The organism is Lentilactobacillus sp. SPB1-3, assembly GCF_026913205.2.
Taxonomy (GTDB): Bacteria; Bacillota; Bacilli; order Lactobacillales; family Lactobacillaceae; genus Lentilactobacillus; species Lentilactobacillus terminaliae.
Genome location: NZ_CP168151.1, coordinates 1645712 through 1659838, shown reverse-complemented (window position 1 = coordinate 1659838; position 14127 = coordinate 1645712). Strand labels below are relative to the sequence as shown.

The following is a 14127-nucleotide window of genomic DNA, read 5'->3' as shown; positions in this document are numbered from 1 at the left end:
AGAGTAAACTACCACTTTACTTCGCCGTCAAGGTTACTAAATGTGGCTGTAATATTGTTGTCTGGAGAAGTTGCTAGCTCAATAGTGCGAGCCACACCAATTTCAACTGTGTGTGCACCCATGTCAGCTGAAGATTCAGCACTAGTGCCACCAAATTCAGTTGCAACTAATCCGGGATCGATTGCATTGACTGTGATTGGCACATTATTATTTTTGAATTCCTTAGCTAATTGGATAGTGAACATATTAACAGCGGACTTAGTAGCTTGATATCCCATAGATGAAAAATTATAGACTGAAGATTTAGGATCTAAAGCGTTCGTTAATGAGCCCATCATACTTGAAATGTTGATGATTTTAGCTTGTTTACTGTTCTTTAAAAGTGGAATGAATTGTTGTGTGTTATCAATAGTGCCAAAGACATTTAGTTCGAATTCTTTGCGAATTTTATCCATGTCAATTGTTGAAGGAGCTTCGAAGTTATCAAATGAAGCTCCAGCGTTATTGATCAGAATGTCTAAACGCCCATACTCGTCATTAATGAATTTAACCGCATTGCTAATTGATTCGCTGTCAGTAATATCAAGTTGAACGGGTTCAACATCGTAACCGGCAGTTATTAAATCTTTGGCTGCAGCTTGACCTTTGATTAAATCTCGAGCGCCCATAATAACGGTTTGACCAGCGGCTCCGAGTTCTTTAACGATTTCAAGTCCCATACCACGGTTAGCACCAGTTACTAGAGTAATTGTTTTAGTTGTCATAATAAGATCTTCCTTTCATCGCTTGTTTATCTTACCAAGTGATGGAAAGTATAGCACGTTCGTGTTACACTAACGCAAGCAGATTATGGAGGTTTTTTATGTATACGATTGCTGAAGTTGCCGAAAAATTCAATGTCTCTAAAAACACGCTCCGATACTACGAAAGCGAGGGATTAGTTCCGTCAATCTCTCGAGATCAGAACGGTATTCGACATTATTCAGAGAATGATGTTGAAATCTTGAACCGAATTATTCATATGCGCAGACTAGGAGCGACTGTAAAAGAGGCTAAATGGTTTGACGAAGAATTAGCAAAGGATAATCCTAATTATGATGCGGGTCTATCCTTCTTAGATCGTTTAAATACTAAGTTAGACCAAAAGATTGCTGAAATTGATCAGCAAAAAGAGTTTTTAAGGCGTAAAATTGACCGAATTCAAAAGAACAAAGAAGAACAATTGAGTAAATAGTTAATCTAAATTTGAAAAAAATATTGGAATTATGTCTTAAAACTAAAGAGTAATTAATATTTAGGTAGTCTAATCGGTCACTAATTGGACTCTGGAATATGAATTATTTTTGGGCTGAAGTTGTGGCACTTACGGCACTATTGTCAGTATTATTGAATTATTTAAAATGATTCTAACATCGTACTGATTATCACAATTGACACAAGATTACTGATTAATTATACTAACTTTGAAAAATAAGGGGGGGGAGCTAAGATGCAAATTTTTAAAGTTGGGGCTGTTGTTCAATTACCACAAAAAACATGGTTAGGTGTAACAGGTATTGTTGTTTCATACGATAAGAAGCGTGAACGATACTTAGTCAGTGTTGGCGCAAATCAACAGATTTATTTTAATGCTGATGAAATTCATCTTTTTGAAAAATAAATCAATGGAATATGCCATTTTAGATAATTATGATTTGTTCAACTGATAGAAAATTCCTGATCTCAAGTATATGAGGTCAGGAATTTTTTTATAATGATATTTAAAAGTCACGGAAATATTGATAATATACACCATAATTATGGGTGGGAATCATTGTAAATTTCAAAAGCTTACTTTATAATAGAATGAACGTTCTAATAAGGAGAAAATTATGCGAATTAAAGAATTTAATCCTGAAGAAGTTTTAGAAAAAGCTGAATTATTATTTTGGCAACAGGGCTATGAAAAAACTTCAATTCAAAATTTAGTTGATACGATGGGCATAAGTCGCCGCAGTATGTACGATACTTTTGGTGATAAACATAAATTATTTTTGCTATCACTTAATATGTACTATGAACAGACATCTCAGGAAATTGCCAATAAACTTGATGAATCATCGAATCTTGGTTCAAACATCAAGTTGATTTTTGACACGTACATTCATCATAGTTCAAAGAAACCAGTTGGATGTTTGTTAGTAAATTCTGCGACTGAATTATCGATTGTTGATCCGGAAGCATATCAGAAAATAAAATTTTATTTTCGGTTAGAAAACGACGCATTATTGGCACTTCTTGAACGATTTTCGGATGACTTGCTACCAAATACAAATTTAGTTGATGTGGCAAAGACATTGCAGAATTCATTAATCGGTATAAGGGTATTGGCCAAGGTTAATCCGCAAGTTGAACAACTTGATTCAATCGTCGATCACACAATAAAAGCATTACCATGGAAGGATAATGAATTATGAAAGCAGCTCAAATAAAAAAATATTCCAAGACTATTAATGTTCAAATCAATAATATTGATAAACCAGAACCGATCAGCAATGAGGTATTAATCAAAGTAAGTTATGCGGCTGTTAATCCATTAGATATAATGAATGTTCATGGCAGTGTAAGATTGATGCAGAATTATAGCATGCCACTAACATTAGGCAATGAAGTATCAGGAGTGATTACTGAGATTGGCAATGAGGTTAATAATTTTAAGATTGGCGACAAAGTTTATGCAAGATTACCTTTAGATAAAATTGGTGGATTTGCAGAATACGTTGCAGTTAGGGCCAGTGAAATCAGTAATATTCCTAATAATCTGACGCTTAAGCAAGCTGTAGCGGTGCCGTTAACTGGATTAACGGCTTATCAAGGCCTAGTTGAAGAGTTACAAGTTAAGCCTCACAAAACCTTGTTTATTCCAGGAGGTTCAGGAAGTTTCGGACAGTTAGCAGTGCCAGTTGCCAAATCGATGGGCCTTCAAGTAATTGTATCTGGTAATGCTAGAATGAAAGATCATATTTTAAAATTAGGAGCTGATCAGTACATTGACTATCGTAAAGATGATTACTGGGACTTGCTTAAGGATATTGATTACGTGATTGATACTCGAGGGGGTAGTGAATTAGATCGAGAAATGTCTATCATGAAACCCGGTGGGCGAATTTTAAGCTTGATTGCTGGTCCTAATCGACAGTTTGCAGTTTCTAATAACTTAGCGGCATGGAAGACAATTTTATTTGGGGTAGTTGGTCGGAAATTGGATAAAATTGCTCGCAAACATCAAGTTGAATATCGATTCATTTTTGTTCGTTCTAATGGCCAACAGTTGGAAAAAATCACTGAGATAGTTGAGAAAAATAACATTATTCCCCAGATTGATTCCCATGAATTTAGTCTTGATCAAATACAATCGGCATTAGAGTAGTTGATACTGGTCGTATTAGTGGCAAGGTAGTTATTCATTTTTGAGTATCGGCTAATGTTAGTTTGCGGGCAGTATTCAATAGAAAAAATTTAGCGAGTTAAACAACTAAAAGTAAAAGCGCCTGTCCTTAATTGATTAAGGTCAGGAACTTTTGTTAGCTTACATTAGCAGAGACAATTCAATTAATACAATGTTGGTTAAAAAGTATCCGTGAGCGAATTAGAAACTAAGGAGAAAAAATATGATTAGAGATTTCGCGTTAGATGATATTGATGACATCATGCACCTGTGGCTGGAAACAAATAAACAAGCGCATGATTTTATCGAAAGCAGCTATTGGGAAAACAACTTTGAATCAGTTAAAGAGATGATGCCTCACGCAACAATCTATGTTTATGAATCTGATGGTCAAATTCAGGGATTTATAGGCTTGATGGATGATTATATTGCAGGAATTTTTATTTCTAAAGATAACCAATTCAAAGGGATAGGTACAAGACTGCTTAATTATACAAAGGAAAAGCGGGATAAGTTAACTTTAGAGGTCTATAAGAAGAATACCCGTGCAGTACAGTTTTATTTAAGAGAGGACTTTAATATTTCAAAAAGAGAGATAGACGAAGAGACTGGTGAAAGTGAATATTTCATGGAATGGAGTCAGTTATAAAAAAGTATAAAATCATGAGAATCTGCACAAATAATTGATTCATCTCCTCGCAATAGATAATCCCTGATCTCGAGTAACTGAGATCAGGGATTTTTGCGTTCATTTGAAGATTTGTGGTGATTAATCGGTCACTAGTGGTAACAAATTGGAAGATTGAAAGTGAATTATGTTTGAACTGAAGTTGTGTCACTTATGGCACTAAGATGTTCTTGAGTTAATAAATTGATACAGAAAAATTCCTAACCTCAAGGAATTCAAGTTAGGAATATTTAGTCTGTTAAAATATTGGTCAATAAAAGTTTAAATTCCCAGTTTGAACAAAGTTATGGTAGTGAACAACTAGAAAAATCAATTTACTTAGTTTGATGGTTGTAGAATTTTGTAGCTTGATCAAATATAAATTCTGGTTCGTCTATCGGTAACCAATGACCACCTTTAACAGTAACGTAGTCGAATTCACCATCTAGATATTTACTTGAGTTTTTCATTTGCGCTTCACTTAAGTAGAGGTCGTTCGTCCCATAGATTCCTAATATAGGAATTTGGGATTGTGGAATATCTGGTGTTTGCGAATTATTATGAGGCTCTAAATTTGCTCGGTATAAGTTCAGGGCAGCAGTGAATCGGCCCTCGCGTGATAAGTCTGGTATCCAATGGCTGTCTAATTCAGGATGATTTTGGGTAAATGTCCGCAGGCCTGCCCAATTGTTTTGAGAAAACAATTCTTCGGCTAATCCTTCAAATAAGAACGCCATGGTGTACCAACCCTTTTTCTGTTGTTCAAAGCCTCCATCTTTGGCGTATGAATAAGGATGGCCGACACTGATTGCAATATATGATTCAAACTCCGACTGATAAAAGCTTGCTAGCATCCAACCAATATTAGCGCCCCAATCATGAGCAATTAATTTAGCAGGTTGATCAATGTTAAGGAATTTTTTTAGTTTAAGAATATCTGCCATGATGAATTGAATGGAAAAATCTCCGACATTCTCTGGAATAGATGATTGGCCAAATCCGCGCATATCAGGTGCAATAACCCGATATCCTTGATTAACGAACATTGGAATGAGCTTGCGCCAAACATCAGCTGAATCTGGAAAACCATGTAACATAAAAATTGGTTCGCCTTGGCCTTCGTCATAGTAGGTAATCGTTTGATCTGATGTTGTCATATATTTTCTTTTCATAATAAACATCCTCCTTGGGTGCAAGTATAGCGAATGGCTTAAGGTAAAGCATTACCCAAAATGTTTAAAATGGGTAAGCTTACCAATTATCAATATACTTTTGCGTGAAATTGATTAGACCGTTGAAATTATCAACAAGTTCAGTTTCAAGGGGAGAGAAGTAATTCTTAATCCATTGGAATACTAGTCCATCCCAACCATTAGCAAAGAATTGCGCATAAAATTCGATTTTGTCAGTCATCTCTGCAGATAATTCAATAAATAATTTGGTGAATAATTTCTCCATATGTTCACCAAATACTCTTTTCCAGGTACCATTATCTGCCAAGACTGTTGCATGATAAAATTTCTCTGATTTACGATATGAGCTTAATAGCTTTAAGGCATTTGATTGCCAGTTTGTTTTATCAGTTACTGCTAAGTTAAAATCTCGATTAATATCGTTTAAGTAAATGGTTGTTAATAATTCATATTTATCGCTAAAGTAGTAGTAAAATAGCTTCCTTTCAATATGTAGTAAGGCGCATATTTTACTGATTCTAACTTGTTCGAAGCCAACTTCTTCAGATAGATGTTTGAAGGTTTCAATAATATTATTTCGAGTGTTCATCGAAGTTAACCACCTGATAGATTATTTGTTATTTAATAACTATAGCACAGTCCAAGATCTATTCATTTTGATAGGAAGACGAAATTGCACCTAAATTACTTGACGGCAAGAATGTTATCATTGCTGTCCACAATAACTCATTATGTGCATTGATCAAGCACATTGAAGGTATCTCTGATGAAGATATCATCAACCTTGAAATGGTCACTGGTCAACCAGTTGTCTACGACTTCAACGACAAGCTTGAAGTACAAAGCAAAAACAAATTAGGTTGATCTTAATTGATATAACTGATATAAAATCCCTGGTCTCAAGTAATTGAGGTCAGGGATTTTTTGTTTATGTGGCGATTTCTAATGGAACTGTGGGTATGACATTATTAAAGCTGAGAATTAAATTTATTCGAAAATTGTTTCTGAAGTTTATTATTAGCTTGGTTAAAAGATTCGTGACCGATAAGAATTCCGCGTAACATCAGTCTATTGTTTCCGGTTGAATCACATGTTATCAAGGTAATCATTGGCTTTTGGGTTTGTTTAATCACACTGGTATCAGTTGCTTTAATAAATTTTCTGATAGTAATTTTGTACGTATAGATTTGCTTCATATCAGTGAGATAAACTTTATCACCAACTTTAGATTTGAAATACAGCGGGGAAAATAATACATCTTTTTTCATCATGTTATGTCCAGCTAACGGATAATTACCCTTTCCCATCTTCTGATCAGCTCGCAGAGTTCCAGCGGTTAAAGCTAATGTGGTGTTAGAGGTTCCTTTGGCAATTGGTAAGTGAACCTTTACCTTAGGAACTAGAATTGATCCAATAACTGGGATTCTTTCTGCGTTTAATCGTGATTTTGCAACGGATTGAAGGTCCAGAGCCTTGACGTTATCAAAATCATAGTTCGCATGTTTACGTTTGTTTTGTTGAATTGTTTTAGCGGTAATGATTGGTCTATAGGTGCTTACTAGCTGATCTTCAATTTGCTCATTGAAAATTAATCCTAAGGAAACCAGAATAAGTAAGATAATTACAGTTCCTTTAAATATCGTTTTCCACTTAGAATTTGTGGTGTTTAACATGATGTACATCCTTTTTTGTGATAGTGAGGTTATTTTAAATAATTTTAATAACATGCTCAATTTTAATATTTTGACCTTTAGTGCACAGGTATATTATATTCGATTTCATAATTATTATTCTCAAATATAATAGTTAACAGATTAAAACTATAACGACAAAATTACAACTAACATTTTTAAAATCCAATTCTCTTTTTTGCTATAATGCTTATAAGTAAGTAGGAGGGATTTTTTATGAAAAGGGAATTGACGCTCCGTTAGTGCCGATAATATTTTTGTCGATTGGTACAATTGGGCTGATTATGGGAATTATTTCTGGGAGCTGGACGAGGTGTATCGTACCAGTGGTATTTTTATTATTTGGGTTGCTGTACTTATATACTTCACTTTTTGGTAAGTACAAAATAATTGAACGGGTAGTTGGTAGATTACATTTCAATGGTGACGAACAGGTGCTGGATTTGGGCACGGGTCATGGGGCATTTTTAATTGAAATTGCAAAGCGTTTGCACGCTTCTGGGAAGGCTATTGGATTAGATATTTGGAACCAAGGAGACCAATTAGGAAATGCTGAATCAGAAACTCAGCGAAATATTGATCACTTGGGAGTTAGTTCAGTTACTGAACTAGTGACCGGTGATATGACGAGCTTGAAATTTGAAGATAATCGTTTTGATTATGTTGTGGCTAGCATGTCAATTCACAACGTGAAGCCGAAATCCAGTCGAGAGCATTCAATTGATGAGGCTTATAGAGTGCTCAAGCCAGGTGGAAAAATAATAATATTGGATATAGAACATATTGGTGAGTATAGAAGTAGATTGCAGCAGATTGGTATAAAAAAGATTAGTGTTCAACATGGCGGAATTGAAGGTATGTATGGAGCTCTTAGCACAAGAATATTAATTGGCGTGAAATAAGATTGACGATAATGATCGTGATACAAATAACCCCCTAACTTAGTTTATTAAACTGAGGTAGGGGGTTATTTGAACATACTGGCTGATAAATGGTTAGACTTATTCTTTATAGTTAATTTCTTTTTAATGTCTTATATGCTAAGCCAAGTGCAGCAACCAACATTCCAACACCCAGTGCAACAAGTGTAGCAGAATTTTTACTAGATTCACCAGTTTGTGGCAACTTGGTGGAGTTAGCGTAAACAATCTTGTTGTTAACATTTTGCTTATCGGTATTGCCTTGCTTAGTAACGTTAACCGTAGTTACTTTTTTACTAATCTTAGTTAAAGTAGTAACCGATTTGTTTATCGTAGGAATTACTGGAGTCTTAGGAGTAGTTGGTGGAGTCACCGGAGTCTCAGGAGTGGTTGGTGGAGTCACCGGGGTCTCGGGAGTAGTGGGTGGAGTCACTGGAGTCTTAGGAGTAGTGGGTGGAGTCACCGGAGTCTCAGGAGTAGTGGGTGGAGTCACCGGGGTCTCGGGAGTAGTCGGTGGAGTCACCGGAGTCTCAGGAGTAGTGGGTGGAGTCACCGGAGTCTCAGGAGTAGTGGGTGGAGTCACCGGGGTCTCGGGAGTAGTCGGTGGAGTCACTGATGGGATCGGAATCGGTAAGAATATTTGAATTGGTAATGAATCTTGGATCAAAGGATTTTCAAGTTCTCCCAGAATTGTCTGAATTGAATCATTATTAGGAAATAAACTGGTTAAACTATTCGTCAAGAAATCACTAAATGCTCCACTTGCAGAGTTTAACGCTATGGCCCAAGATGGTGTTAAAACAGTTCGAATTGCATTAAGTGGGACACTTAATCCACTTAACCCGGGAATGCTGGTAATTGTATTAATTGCTCCGTCAACGATTCTTCCGGGAATAAGTATTGGCACTGGGAGCCAGGCCCATTGGGTTCCTTGTGTGACTGTGGCTACAGAAGATGCCTTGAATTCATATTTACTATTATCTGTTACAGGTGAACTGTAGGCTAATGTGGCGACTTTGTTGCCTGAATCATTTACATTGGTTGATTTTGATTGAACTTGAGTATTATTCTGGCTTGTTTCATTTGATTGAGGTTGATTAGCATTAATCTTCTCATCATTACCATTATTAGCTGCAACATCAACTGAATCGTTTTTGATACTTAAGTTACTTTCAGAAGATTCTGGATTAGATTGTCTGTCGTATGCAATATCTGAATTATGAATCGATGCGTCGGGTGATGTATACACATTTGTGGATTCATTAGAATTTGTGACGTTCAATGCTTGACCATCAGTCTGATCATCGTTTTGGGTTTTCGTAGCAGTGTTATTACTGCCTTCATTGCTATTGAGAGCATCAGGTTGTTCGTTAACACTATCATTGTCTGTACTATTGTTATCAGTGTAAGTTGTTGATGAGCCGACTTTAGCGCTGTTACCATCAGAATTTGTATCTGGAATAGATACCTGATTATTAGTTGCAGACGTATTAGAATCTTTGTTACTAACTAGTGCAGATGTAACGGAATTTGCATTGTTATCCGCTTTAGCATTCACTGGAGCGATTGTTGTCAGTAAAACTCCTGCTGACAGAAACACAGTCGATGCGAGTAAACCACGATAATTGCATCCGTTTTTTTTCATATTGCTTCTCCTTCAGGAAATAAAGACGTTGTCAAATTAAGTTTTACACAATTAGAATAGCATGTTTATTACCTTATTACAATTGAAGGAGTGACACCGTTAACCATTGAATCTACATAAAAGTAAAATTGATTAGAATGAACATGGTTGCGATTTTTTGTTGAATAGAGAAGTAAGACGAAATTGCACCTAAATTACTTGATGGTAAGAATGTTATCAGCTGCCCACGGTAACTCACTACGTGCATTGAGCAAGCACATTGGAGGTATCTCAAATGAAGATATCATCAACCTTGATATGGCCACTAGTCAACCAGTTGTCTACGACTTCAACGACAAGCTTGAAGTACAAAGCAAAAACAAATTAGGTTAATCTTAATTGATATAACTGATAAAAAAGTTCCTGATCTCAAGTAATTGAGGTCAGGGATTTTTTGCGTCTATTTGTATTTGTGATGATTAATCGTTCACTAGTGGTCACTAATCGGACTTTGAGATAATTATAGTCGAACTTGAGGGTGTGTGTAATTGATAGCAAAATTATTACTACAATGATTAGATTTGTTAGTTGCGATGTTCATATATTTTAATGCTTAGGGGCATAAAAATTAAAATGATGACTACCCCGCTGATAAGGACCATTGTGGCATTGCTTCCCCAACTACCAGTGCTCAAAATGGTTCTGATGGCACTGATCGTAATAGTTACTGGGTTTAATTTTACGAGCGATTGTAAAAAGGTGGGTAAGGTTTTAATTGGAATAAATGCGTTTGATAAGAATGTTAGAATTAAGATGATTATCATTGATAGACTACCAATGAGCTCTGCATTTTTTGCTACCAAACCAATTAAAGCGAATATCCAAGAAGTGGCCCAGCCGATAAACACGGCCAATAATAGGGCAGTTAAAAGCATTGGAAAACTTACCTCTGGTCGCCAGCCCATTAGCATTGTGGTTAGGATGGCTACAACGCCGGAAATTAATAGCCTAAAAATGTCCCCAACTAATTGTCCTGCTAATGGAGCGATGGGTGAAATTGGTAATGACTTGAATCTATCAAAAATTCCACTATTAATATCTTCACGGAGTTGTTGACCTGATCCTGATGCAGCATTTAGAATACTTTGAACAAGAATTCCAGATACCAGCATTGGTAAGTATGCTTTGACGCTCCCGGCCACGACACCACCAAATAGATATCCGAATAATAGAGTGAAAATGATAGGCTGAATAATAACATCACTGATATTGTCTGGGTTATGGAGAGTTTTTAATAAGTTACGATGGGTTAATGTGAGAGTGTTAATAATGACGTGACTTTTGTTCGTTGTCGATTGCATAATTGATCCTCCTTTAGTTCTTGCCAACCGTCATCTTGAAGAACACGTCGTCTAATGATGGTGATTCAATATTTAAGTTATTAATGGATATTTCAGCATTTTGAAGCTCATCGAGAATCGTAGTGACTGATTTGATTCCTGGGTCTCCGATTGAGCCCACTAAAGATTTGTCAGATACACTAACTGGTTGATTCAAAACTTTTTGAATGATTACTTTGGCTGACTTAGCATCTTTTTGGTCAGATAGTTCAATTCGTAGTTGCATTCCACCAACTTGTTGTTTTAATTCATCTGGTGTGCCAATTGTAATCATTTTTCCATGGTCAATTAACGCGATCCGGTCAGCTAGCCTATCGGCCTCTTCCAAATATTGAGTCGTTAGAAATATTGTTGATCCTTGTTCGACTAACTTTTGGATTGCTTGCCACATTTGAAGTCTAGTCCTGGGATCAAGCCCGGTTGTTGGTTCGTCCAAAAATAAAATATGTGGTTTGCCAATTAAACTCACTGCTAGGTCTAACCGTCGGCGCATTCCACCTGAGAATGTTGATAGTGCTTGCTCGGCAGAATTAATCAAATCAAAATCTGATAATAGTTCATCTGCTCGGGTCTTAGCATCCTTACTAGATAGCCCATTTAATTTTGCAAAGATTAACAGGTTTTCCCGAGCACTGAGATCTTCATCAATCGTTGTTGATTGTCCGGTTACACTAAATTCTTGGCGAACCCTTTGACCTTGCTCGATGGTGTCAAATCCATTTAGTGAAATTGTGCCCTGATCAGGTTTTAGTAGGGTGGTCATCATTTTTAATAGAGTGGTTTTCCCTGCCCCGTTAGGTCCCAGCAAACTAAATATTTCTCCTCGGCGAACATCGAAAGAGATGTTTTTGACAACTTCTTTGTTATCGAAGCTTTTAGAAATCTTGTTAACTTCAATTACATTATCATTATTCATGAAAATTCCTCCCAAAATTAATTGTCAGGCGCCCTTGACTAAAATCATAATACGACCGGCTTAAAATTATGTCAAGGCACCTGACAAAACTTTTTTGAATGGTGTATAATTAATAAAAGTAATGAAAGGAATTTAACCATGGTGAATAATGCTAAGGCAGAACAAGTTGCAGGAAAATTGGCAGAGTATGAGCAACTTAGTAAAATTTATGATGATATCGTAAAGCAAGCTCGTCCTAAATTGATTATTGAAGGGCAAGGAAAGATTCTACTGGCTTTGTCAGATGAAGATCATTTATCACAACGTGAACTGGTAACTCGTTCAGGGATGTCACGACAAGCCATCAGTGAATTTGTTTCTAAGTTGGCCAAACGAGAATTGGTTACGTTGACTAAGTCAGACAAAGATCGTCGTATTACTTTAGTGAATCTAACTGATGCCGGTCGAAAAGAAATTGAATCTGCGAATCAGGAAGTGCCTAATTTTGTGAATACACTTTCCGATGAAGAGCTTGATCAATTGGTGCCATTGCTTAATAAAATTACAACGGCTATGTATGCTGATATCGATGATGCAAATCCTACTTTGGGGGTTAAATTTCATAAGCTACTTGCTGGTCGTTACTTGAAGAAATTTAAATCGTAAGTTTTTTTTCGAAACTGTAAGCCATGACAATTTGGTAAAGTTAACGTGCTAAATAAAATCCTTGATCTCTAGTAATTGAGGTCAGGGATTTTTGCATATGTTGGACAAATATAAGTCGTTTTTTAGTGCGTAACCAGCGAGCAATACAATTTTCATATTAAATCTCCTCAACTTCAAATAACTATTTACCAAGTTGCCACATTATAATTGTCATAGTCCGGTTTCTAGATATATCGTAATTTTGTGCACATTAATTAGTAATGACTATACAAACTTTTAAAGTGGAATTGATGTGAAAGGTACTATTAACACCTATAAAGAAGAGGTAAATAATATTGAATACAATTCAGAAATTAATTGAGTATGCATTGGGTTTGGAAAGCGTTAGTTTAGACAAACCGTTTTCTAAGTTTCCAAATTACCAGGTTTTACGTCACGGGCCTGATGGCAAGTGGTTTGGATTGATTATGCCAGTGAGTCATAGTGATTTAGGATTAACAGACCGACCAGATGCAAAAGTATCGGTGATTGACGTTAAGGCCGATCCAGAGTTGATTTCTATTCTTATCAATAATCAGGGATTTTTCCCGGCGTATCACATGAACAAAAGTAACTGGATCTCAATCCTGTTAGATGGCACTGTGCCGTTGTCGGAATTGGAAAAGTTAGTAAAGGATAGCTATGTATTAACATCCAAGTAACATATTCACACTAATTAACAGAATCATCATTATTTCTATTATAAAATCCCTAGTCTCATTTAATTGAGACTAGGGATATTTTGGTTTTCAATAGCCGTTGCACAAAGAATAATTTTGGAATTTACTGAATTAATTGTCGATAAAAGTGAAATCGCTAACCATTTTGATTACCGTGTCTTTGCTAAGCAATGGAGCGTAATTTTCATCTGCTAATTTAGCATTGCTGTAATTAACCACTATAGAAAAAATGGCTTCAGCGATAAACTCTGCAGGGGCAGAATTTATAACTCTATCACGTTGATAATTTGTGATTAATTCAAACATTTTTGTTAACAATTGACTGTCATCAATCGTTGGTAGTTGCTGACGGAGATTAGGCTGAGCTCGGAACGCAGCAATAATTTGAATTGAGGTAGGGTCCTCATCAGCGAATGATAATAATTCAGATACGATGTCTGCGACTAGTTTTTTGGGAGATTTGGACTCATCAAAAGCCGGTTTCATCGCATTTATCATCATTTTTTGATGATGTAAGAAAACTCCAGAAATTAATTCTGACTTGCTTTTGAAATATGAGTAAATATTCGATTGAGCGCCATTGATGCGTTTTGCTACTTTAACCGTTGAGGTTCCAGCAATTCCGTATTCGATAATAAGTTCCGTAGCAGCATCAATAATCTGTTGGCGAACAGCTTCATTTTTAGGTTTCATAACCACATAATACCAGTATTCTGGCGATAATTCTATCGTTTATTAAAATTGAAATTTGACAGTCTATCATTCTTATCAATCCATCAGAGTAAATTAATTCAAATTATTCGATTGACAAACGATAGCTCTATCGCTATACTCGTTTTATGTTTAACGATAGTTCTATCGGTTAAGATTGTTATTTGAAATTTATTAATTTTAATAATCACGAAGATTCAATCAAAAAAATGGA

Annotated in this window: 16 protein-coding genes and 2 pseudogenes; 10 read left to right on the top strand and 8 right to left on the bottom strand. The window is 35.9% G+C overall.

Going from position 1 to position 14127, the window contains the following annotated elements; genetic code table 11:
* Window positions 1-8: 8 nt before the first annotated feature.
* A complete protein-coding gene (locus O0236_RS08905; RefSeq protein ID WP_268913555.1) occupies window positions 9-764 on the bottom strand; it encodes an SDR family oxidoreductase in 756 nt (251 codons plus the stop codon).
* 98 nt (window positions 765-862) lie between these two features.
* Between O0236_RS08905 and O0236_RS08900 the strand changes: the two genes are divergently transcribed.
* From O0236_RS08900 to O0236_RS08880, 5 genes are all read left to right on the top strand, one after another.
* A complete protein-coding gene (locus O0236_RS08900) occupies window positions 863-1234 on the top strand; it encodes a MerR family transcriptional regulator (protein WP_268913556.1) in 372 nt (123 codons plus the stop codon).
* Between the two features lie 255 nt (window positions 1235-1489).
* Window positions 1490-1660 (top strand): hypothetical protein, encoded by a 171-nt coding sequence (locus O0236_RS08895; RefSeq protein ID WP_268913557.1) that lies wholly within the window; start codon window positions 1490-1492, stop codon window positions 1658-1660.
* A gap of 211 nt (window positions 1661-1871) precedes the next feature.
* Complete coding sequence (locus O0236_RS08890; RefSeq protein WP_268913558.1) at window positions 1872-2456, top strand: TetR/AcrR family transcriptional regulator; 585 nt, start codon at window positions 1872-1874, stop codon at window positions 2454-2456.
* The gene (locus O0236_RS08885) at window positions 2453-3409 is read left to right on the top strand and encodes an NADP-dependent oxidoreductase (protein ID WP_329608922.1); all 957 of its coding nucleotides are present in this window, start codon (window positions 2453-2455) and stop codon (window positions 3407-3409) included. The genes O0236_RS08890 and O0236_RS08885 overlap by 4 nt, the downstream gene beginning before the upstream one ends.
* 241 nt (window positions 3410-3650) lie before the next feature.
* Complete coding sequence (locus O0236_RS08880) at window positions 3651-4076, top strand: N-acetyltransferase (RefSeq protein WP_268913560.1); 426 nt, start codon at window positions 3651-3653, stop codon at window positions 4074-4076.
* Window positions 4077-4429: 353 nt separating this feature from the next.
* On the opposite strand, the gene O0236_RS08875 is transcribed toward O0236_RS08880, so the two are convergent.
* Window positions 4430-5266, bottom strand: coding sequence for an alpha/beta hydrolase (locus tag O0236_RS08875; protein WP_268913561.1), 837 nt, complete (start codon window positions 5264-5266; stop codon window positions 4430-4432).
* 79 nt (window positions 5267-5345) lie between these two features.
* Complete coding sequence (locus O0236_RS08870; RefSeq protein ID WP_268913562.1) at window positions 5346-5876, bottom strand: TetR/AcrR family transcriptional regulator C-terminal domain-containing protein; 531 nt, start codon at window positions 5874-5876, stop codon at window positions 5346-5348.
* 74 nt (window positions 5877-5950) lie between these two features.
* Here O0236_RS08870 and gpmA (O0236_RS08865) point away from each other — a divergent pair.
* A pseudogene (gpmA, locus tag O0236_RS08865) lies at window positions 5951-6151 on the top strand (2,3-diphosphoglycerate-dependent phosphoglycerate mutase); the annotation flags it as partial.
* Between the two features lie 104 nt (window positions 6152-6255).
* On the opposite strand, the gene O0236_RS08860 reads toward gpmA (O0236_RS08865), so the two are convergent.
* Complete coding sequence (locus O0236_RS08860) at window positions 6256-6960, bottom strand: class A sortase (protein ID WP_268913563.1); 705 nt, start codon at window positions 6958-6960, stop codon at window positions 6256-6258.
* Window positions 6961-7304: 344 nt separating this feature from the next.
* Here O0236_RS08860 and O0236_RS08855 point away from each other — a divergent pair, with 344 nt between their 5' ends.
* Window positions 7305-7880, top strand: coding sequence for a class I SAM-dependent methyltransferase (locus O0236_RS08855; protein ID WP_268913564.1), 576 nt, complete (start codon window positions 7305-7307; stop codon window positions 7878-7880).
* 112 nt (window positions 7881-7992) lie between these two features.
* On the opposite strand, the gene O0236_RS08850 is transcribed toward O0236_RS08855, so the two are convergent.
* The gene (locus O0236_RS08850; protein WP_268913565.1) at window positions 7993-9543 is read right to left on the bottom strand and encodes an LPXTG cell wall anchor domain-containing protein; all 1551 of its coding nucleotides are present in this window, start codon (window positions 9541-9543) and stop codon (window positions 7993-7995) included.
* A 176-nt stretch (window positions 9544-9719) separates the two neighbouring features.
* Here O0236_RS08850 and gpmA (O0236_RS08845) point away from each other — a divergent pair.
* Window positions 9720-9915, top strand: a pseudogene (gpmA, locus tag O0236_RS08845) (2,3-diphosphoglycerate-dependent phosphoglycerate mutase); the annotation flags it as partial.
* Between the two features lie 191 nt (window positions 9916-10106).
* On the opposite strand, the gene O0236_RS08840 reads toward gpmA (O0236_RS08845), so the two are convergent.
* Together O0236_RS08840 and O0236_RS08835 are read right to left on the bottom strand one after the other, a co-directional pair.
* Window positions 10107-10883 (bottom strand): ABC transporter permease, encoded by a 777-nt coding sequence (locus O0236_RS08840; RefSeq protein ID WP_268913566.1) that lies wholly within the window; start codon window positions 10881-10883, stop codon window positions 10107-10109.
* 13 nt (window positions 10884-10896) lie between these two features.
* Window positions 10897-11838, bottom strand: a complete 942-nt coding sequence (locus O0236_RS08835) for an ATP-binding cassette domain-containing protein (RefSeq protein ID WP_268913567.1) — start codon at window positions 11836-11838, stop codon at window positions 10897-10899.
* Window positions 11839-11976: 138 nt separating this feature from the next.
* On the opposite strand from O0236_RS08835, the gene O0236_RS08830 reads away from it, so the two are divergent.
* On the top strand, window positions 11977-12483 hold the full coding sequence (locus tag O0236_RS08830) for a MarR family winged helix-turn-helix transcriptional regulator (protein ID WP_268913568.1): 507 nt from the start codon (window positions 11977-11979) through the stop codon (window positions 12481-12483).
* 335 nt (window positions 12484-12818) lie between these two features.
* Window positions 12819-13184, top strand: a complete 366-nt coding sequence (locus O0236_RS08825) for an MmcQ/YjbR family DNA-binding protein (protein WP_268913569.1) — start codon at window positions 12819-12821, stop codon at window positions 13182-13184.
* A 129-nt stretch (window positions 13185-13313) separates the two neighbouring features.
* Here O0236_RS08825 and O0236_RS08820 read toward each other — a convergent pair whose 3' ends face one another.
* On the bottom strand, window positions 13314-13895 hold the full coding sequence (locus O0236_RS08820) for a TetR/AcrR family transcriptional regulator (RefSeq protein WP_268913570.1): 582 nt from the start codon (window positions 13893-13895) through the stop codon (window positions 13314-13316).
* Between the last annotated feature and the right edge of the window lie 232 nt (window positions 13896-14127).

What these genes read in the sequence shown, in the direction of transcription:
- O0236_RS08835 (WP_268913567.1), bottom strand. Translation starts at nt 11,838, where the DNA reads ATGAATAATGATAATGTAATTGAAGTTAACAAGATTTCTAAAAGCTTC.
- O0236_RS08840 (WP_268913566.1), bottom strand. Translation starts at nt 10,883, where the DNA reads ATGCAATCGACAACGAACAAAAGTCACGTCATTATTAACACTCTCACA.
- O0236_RS08820 (WP_268913570.1), bottom strand. Translation starts at nt 13,895, where the DNA reads ATGAAACCTAAAAATGAAGCTGTTCGCCAACAGATTATTGATGCTGCT.
- O0236_RS08870 (WP_268913562.1), bottom strand. Translation starts at nt 5,876, where the DNA reads ATGAACACTCGAAATAATATTATTGAAACCTTCAAACATCTATCTGAA.
- O0236_RS08860 (WP_268913563.1), bottom strand. Translation starts at nt 6,960, where the DNA reads ATGTTAAACACCACAAATTCTAAGTGGAAAACGATATTTAAAGGAACT.
- O0236_RS08875 (WP_268913561.1), bottom strand. Translation starts at nt 5,266, where the DNA reads ATGAAAAGAAAATATATGACAACATCAGATCAAACGATTACCTACTAT.
- O0236_RS08890 (WP_268913558.1), top strand. Translation starts at nt 1,872, where the DNA reads ATGCGAATTAAAGAATTTAATCCTGAAGAAGTTTTAGAAAAAGCTGAA.
- O0236_RS08850 (WP_268913565.1), bottom strand. Translation starts at nt 9,543, where the DNA reads ATGAAAAAAAACGGATGCAATTATCGTGGTTTACTCGCATCGACTGTG.
- O0236_RS08880 (WP_268913560.1), top strand. Translation starts at nt 3,651, where the DNA reads ATGATTAGAGATTTCGCGTTAGATGATATTGATGACATCATGCACCTG.
- O0236_RS08900 (WP_268913556.1), top strand. Translation starts at nt 863, where the DNA reads ATGTATACGATTGCTGAAGTTGCCGAAAAATTCAATGTCTCTAAAAAC.
- O0236_RS08830 (WP_268913568.1), top strand. Translation starts at nt 11,977, where the DNA reads ATGGTGAATAATGCTAAGGCAGAACAAGTTGCAGGAAAATTGGCAGAG.
- O0236_RS08885 (WP_329608922.1), top strand. Translation starts at nt 2,453, where the DNA reads ATGAAAGCAGCTCAAATAAAAAAATATTCCAAGACTATTAATGTTCAA.
- O0236_RS08895 (WP_268913557.1), top strand. Translation starts at nt 1,490, where the DNA reads ATGCAAATTTTTAAAGTTGGGGCTGTTGTTCAATTACCACAAAAAACA.
- O0236_RS08905 (WP_268913555.1), bottom strand. Translation starts at nt 764, where the DNA reads ATGACAACTAAAACAATTACTCTAGTAACTGGTGCTAACCGTGGTATG.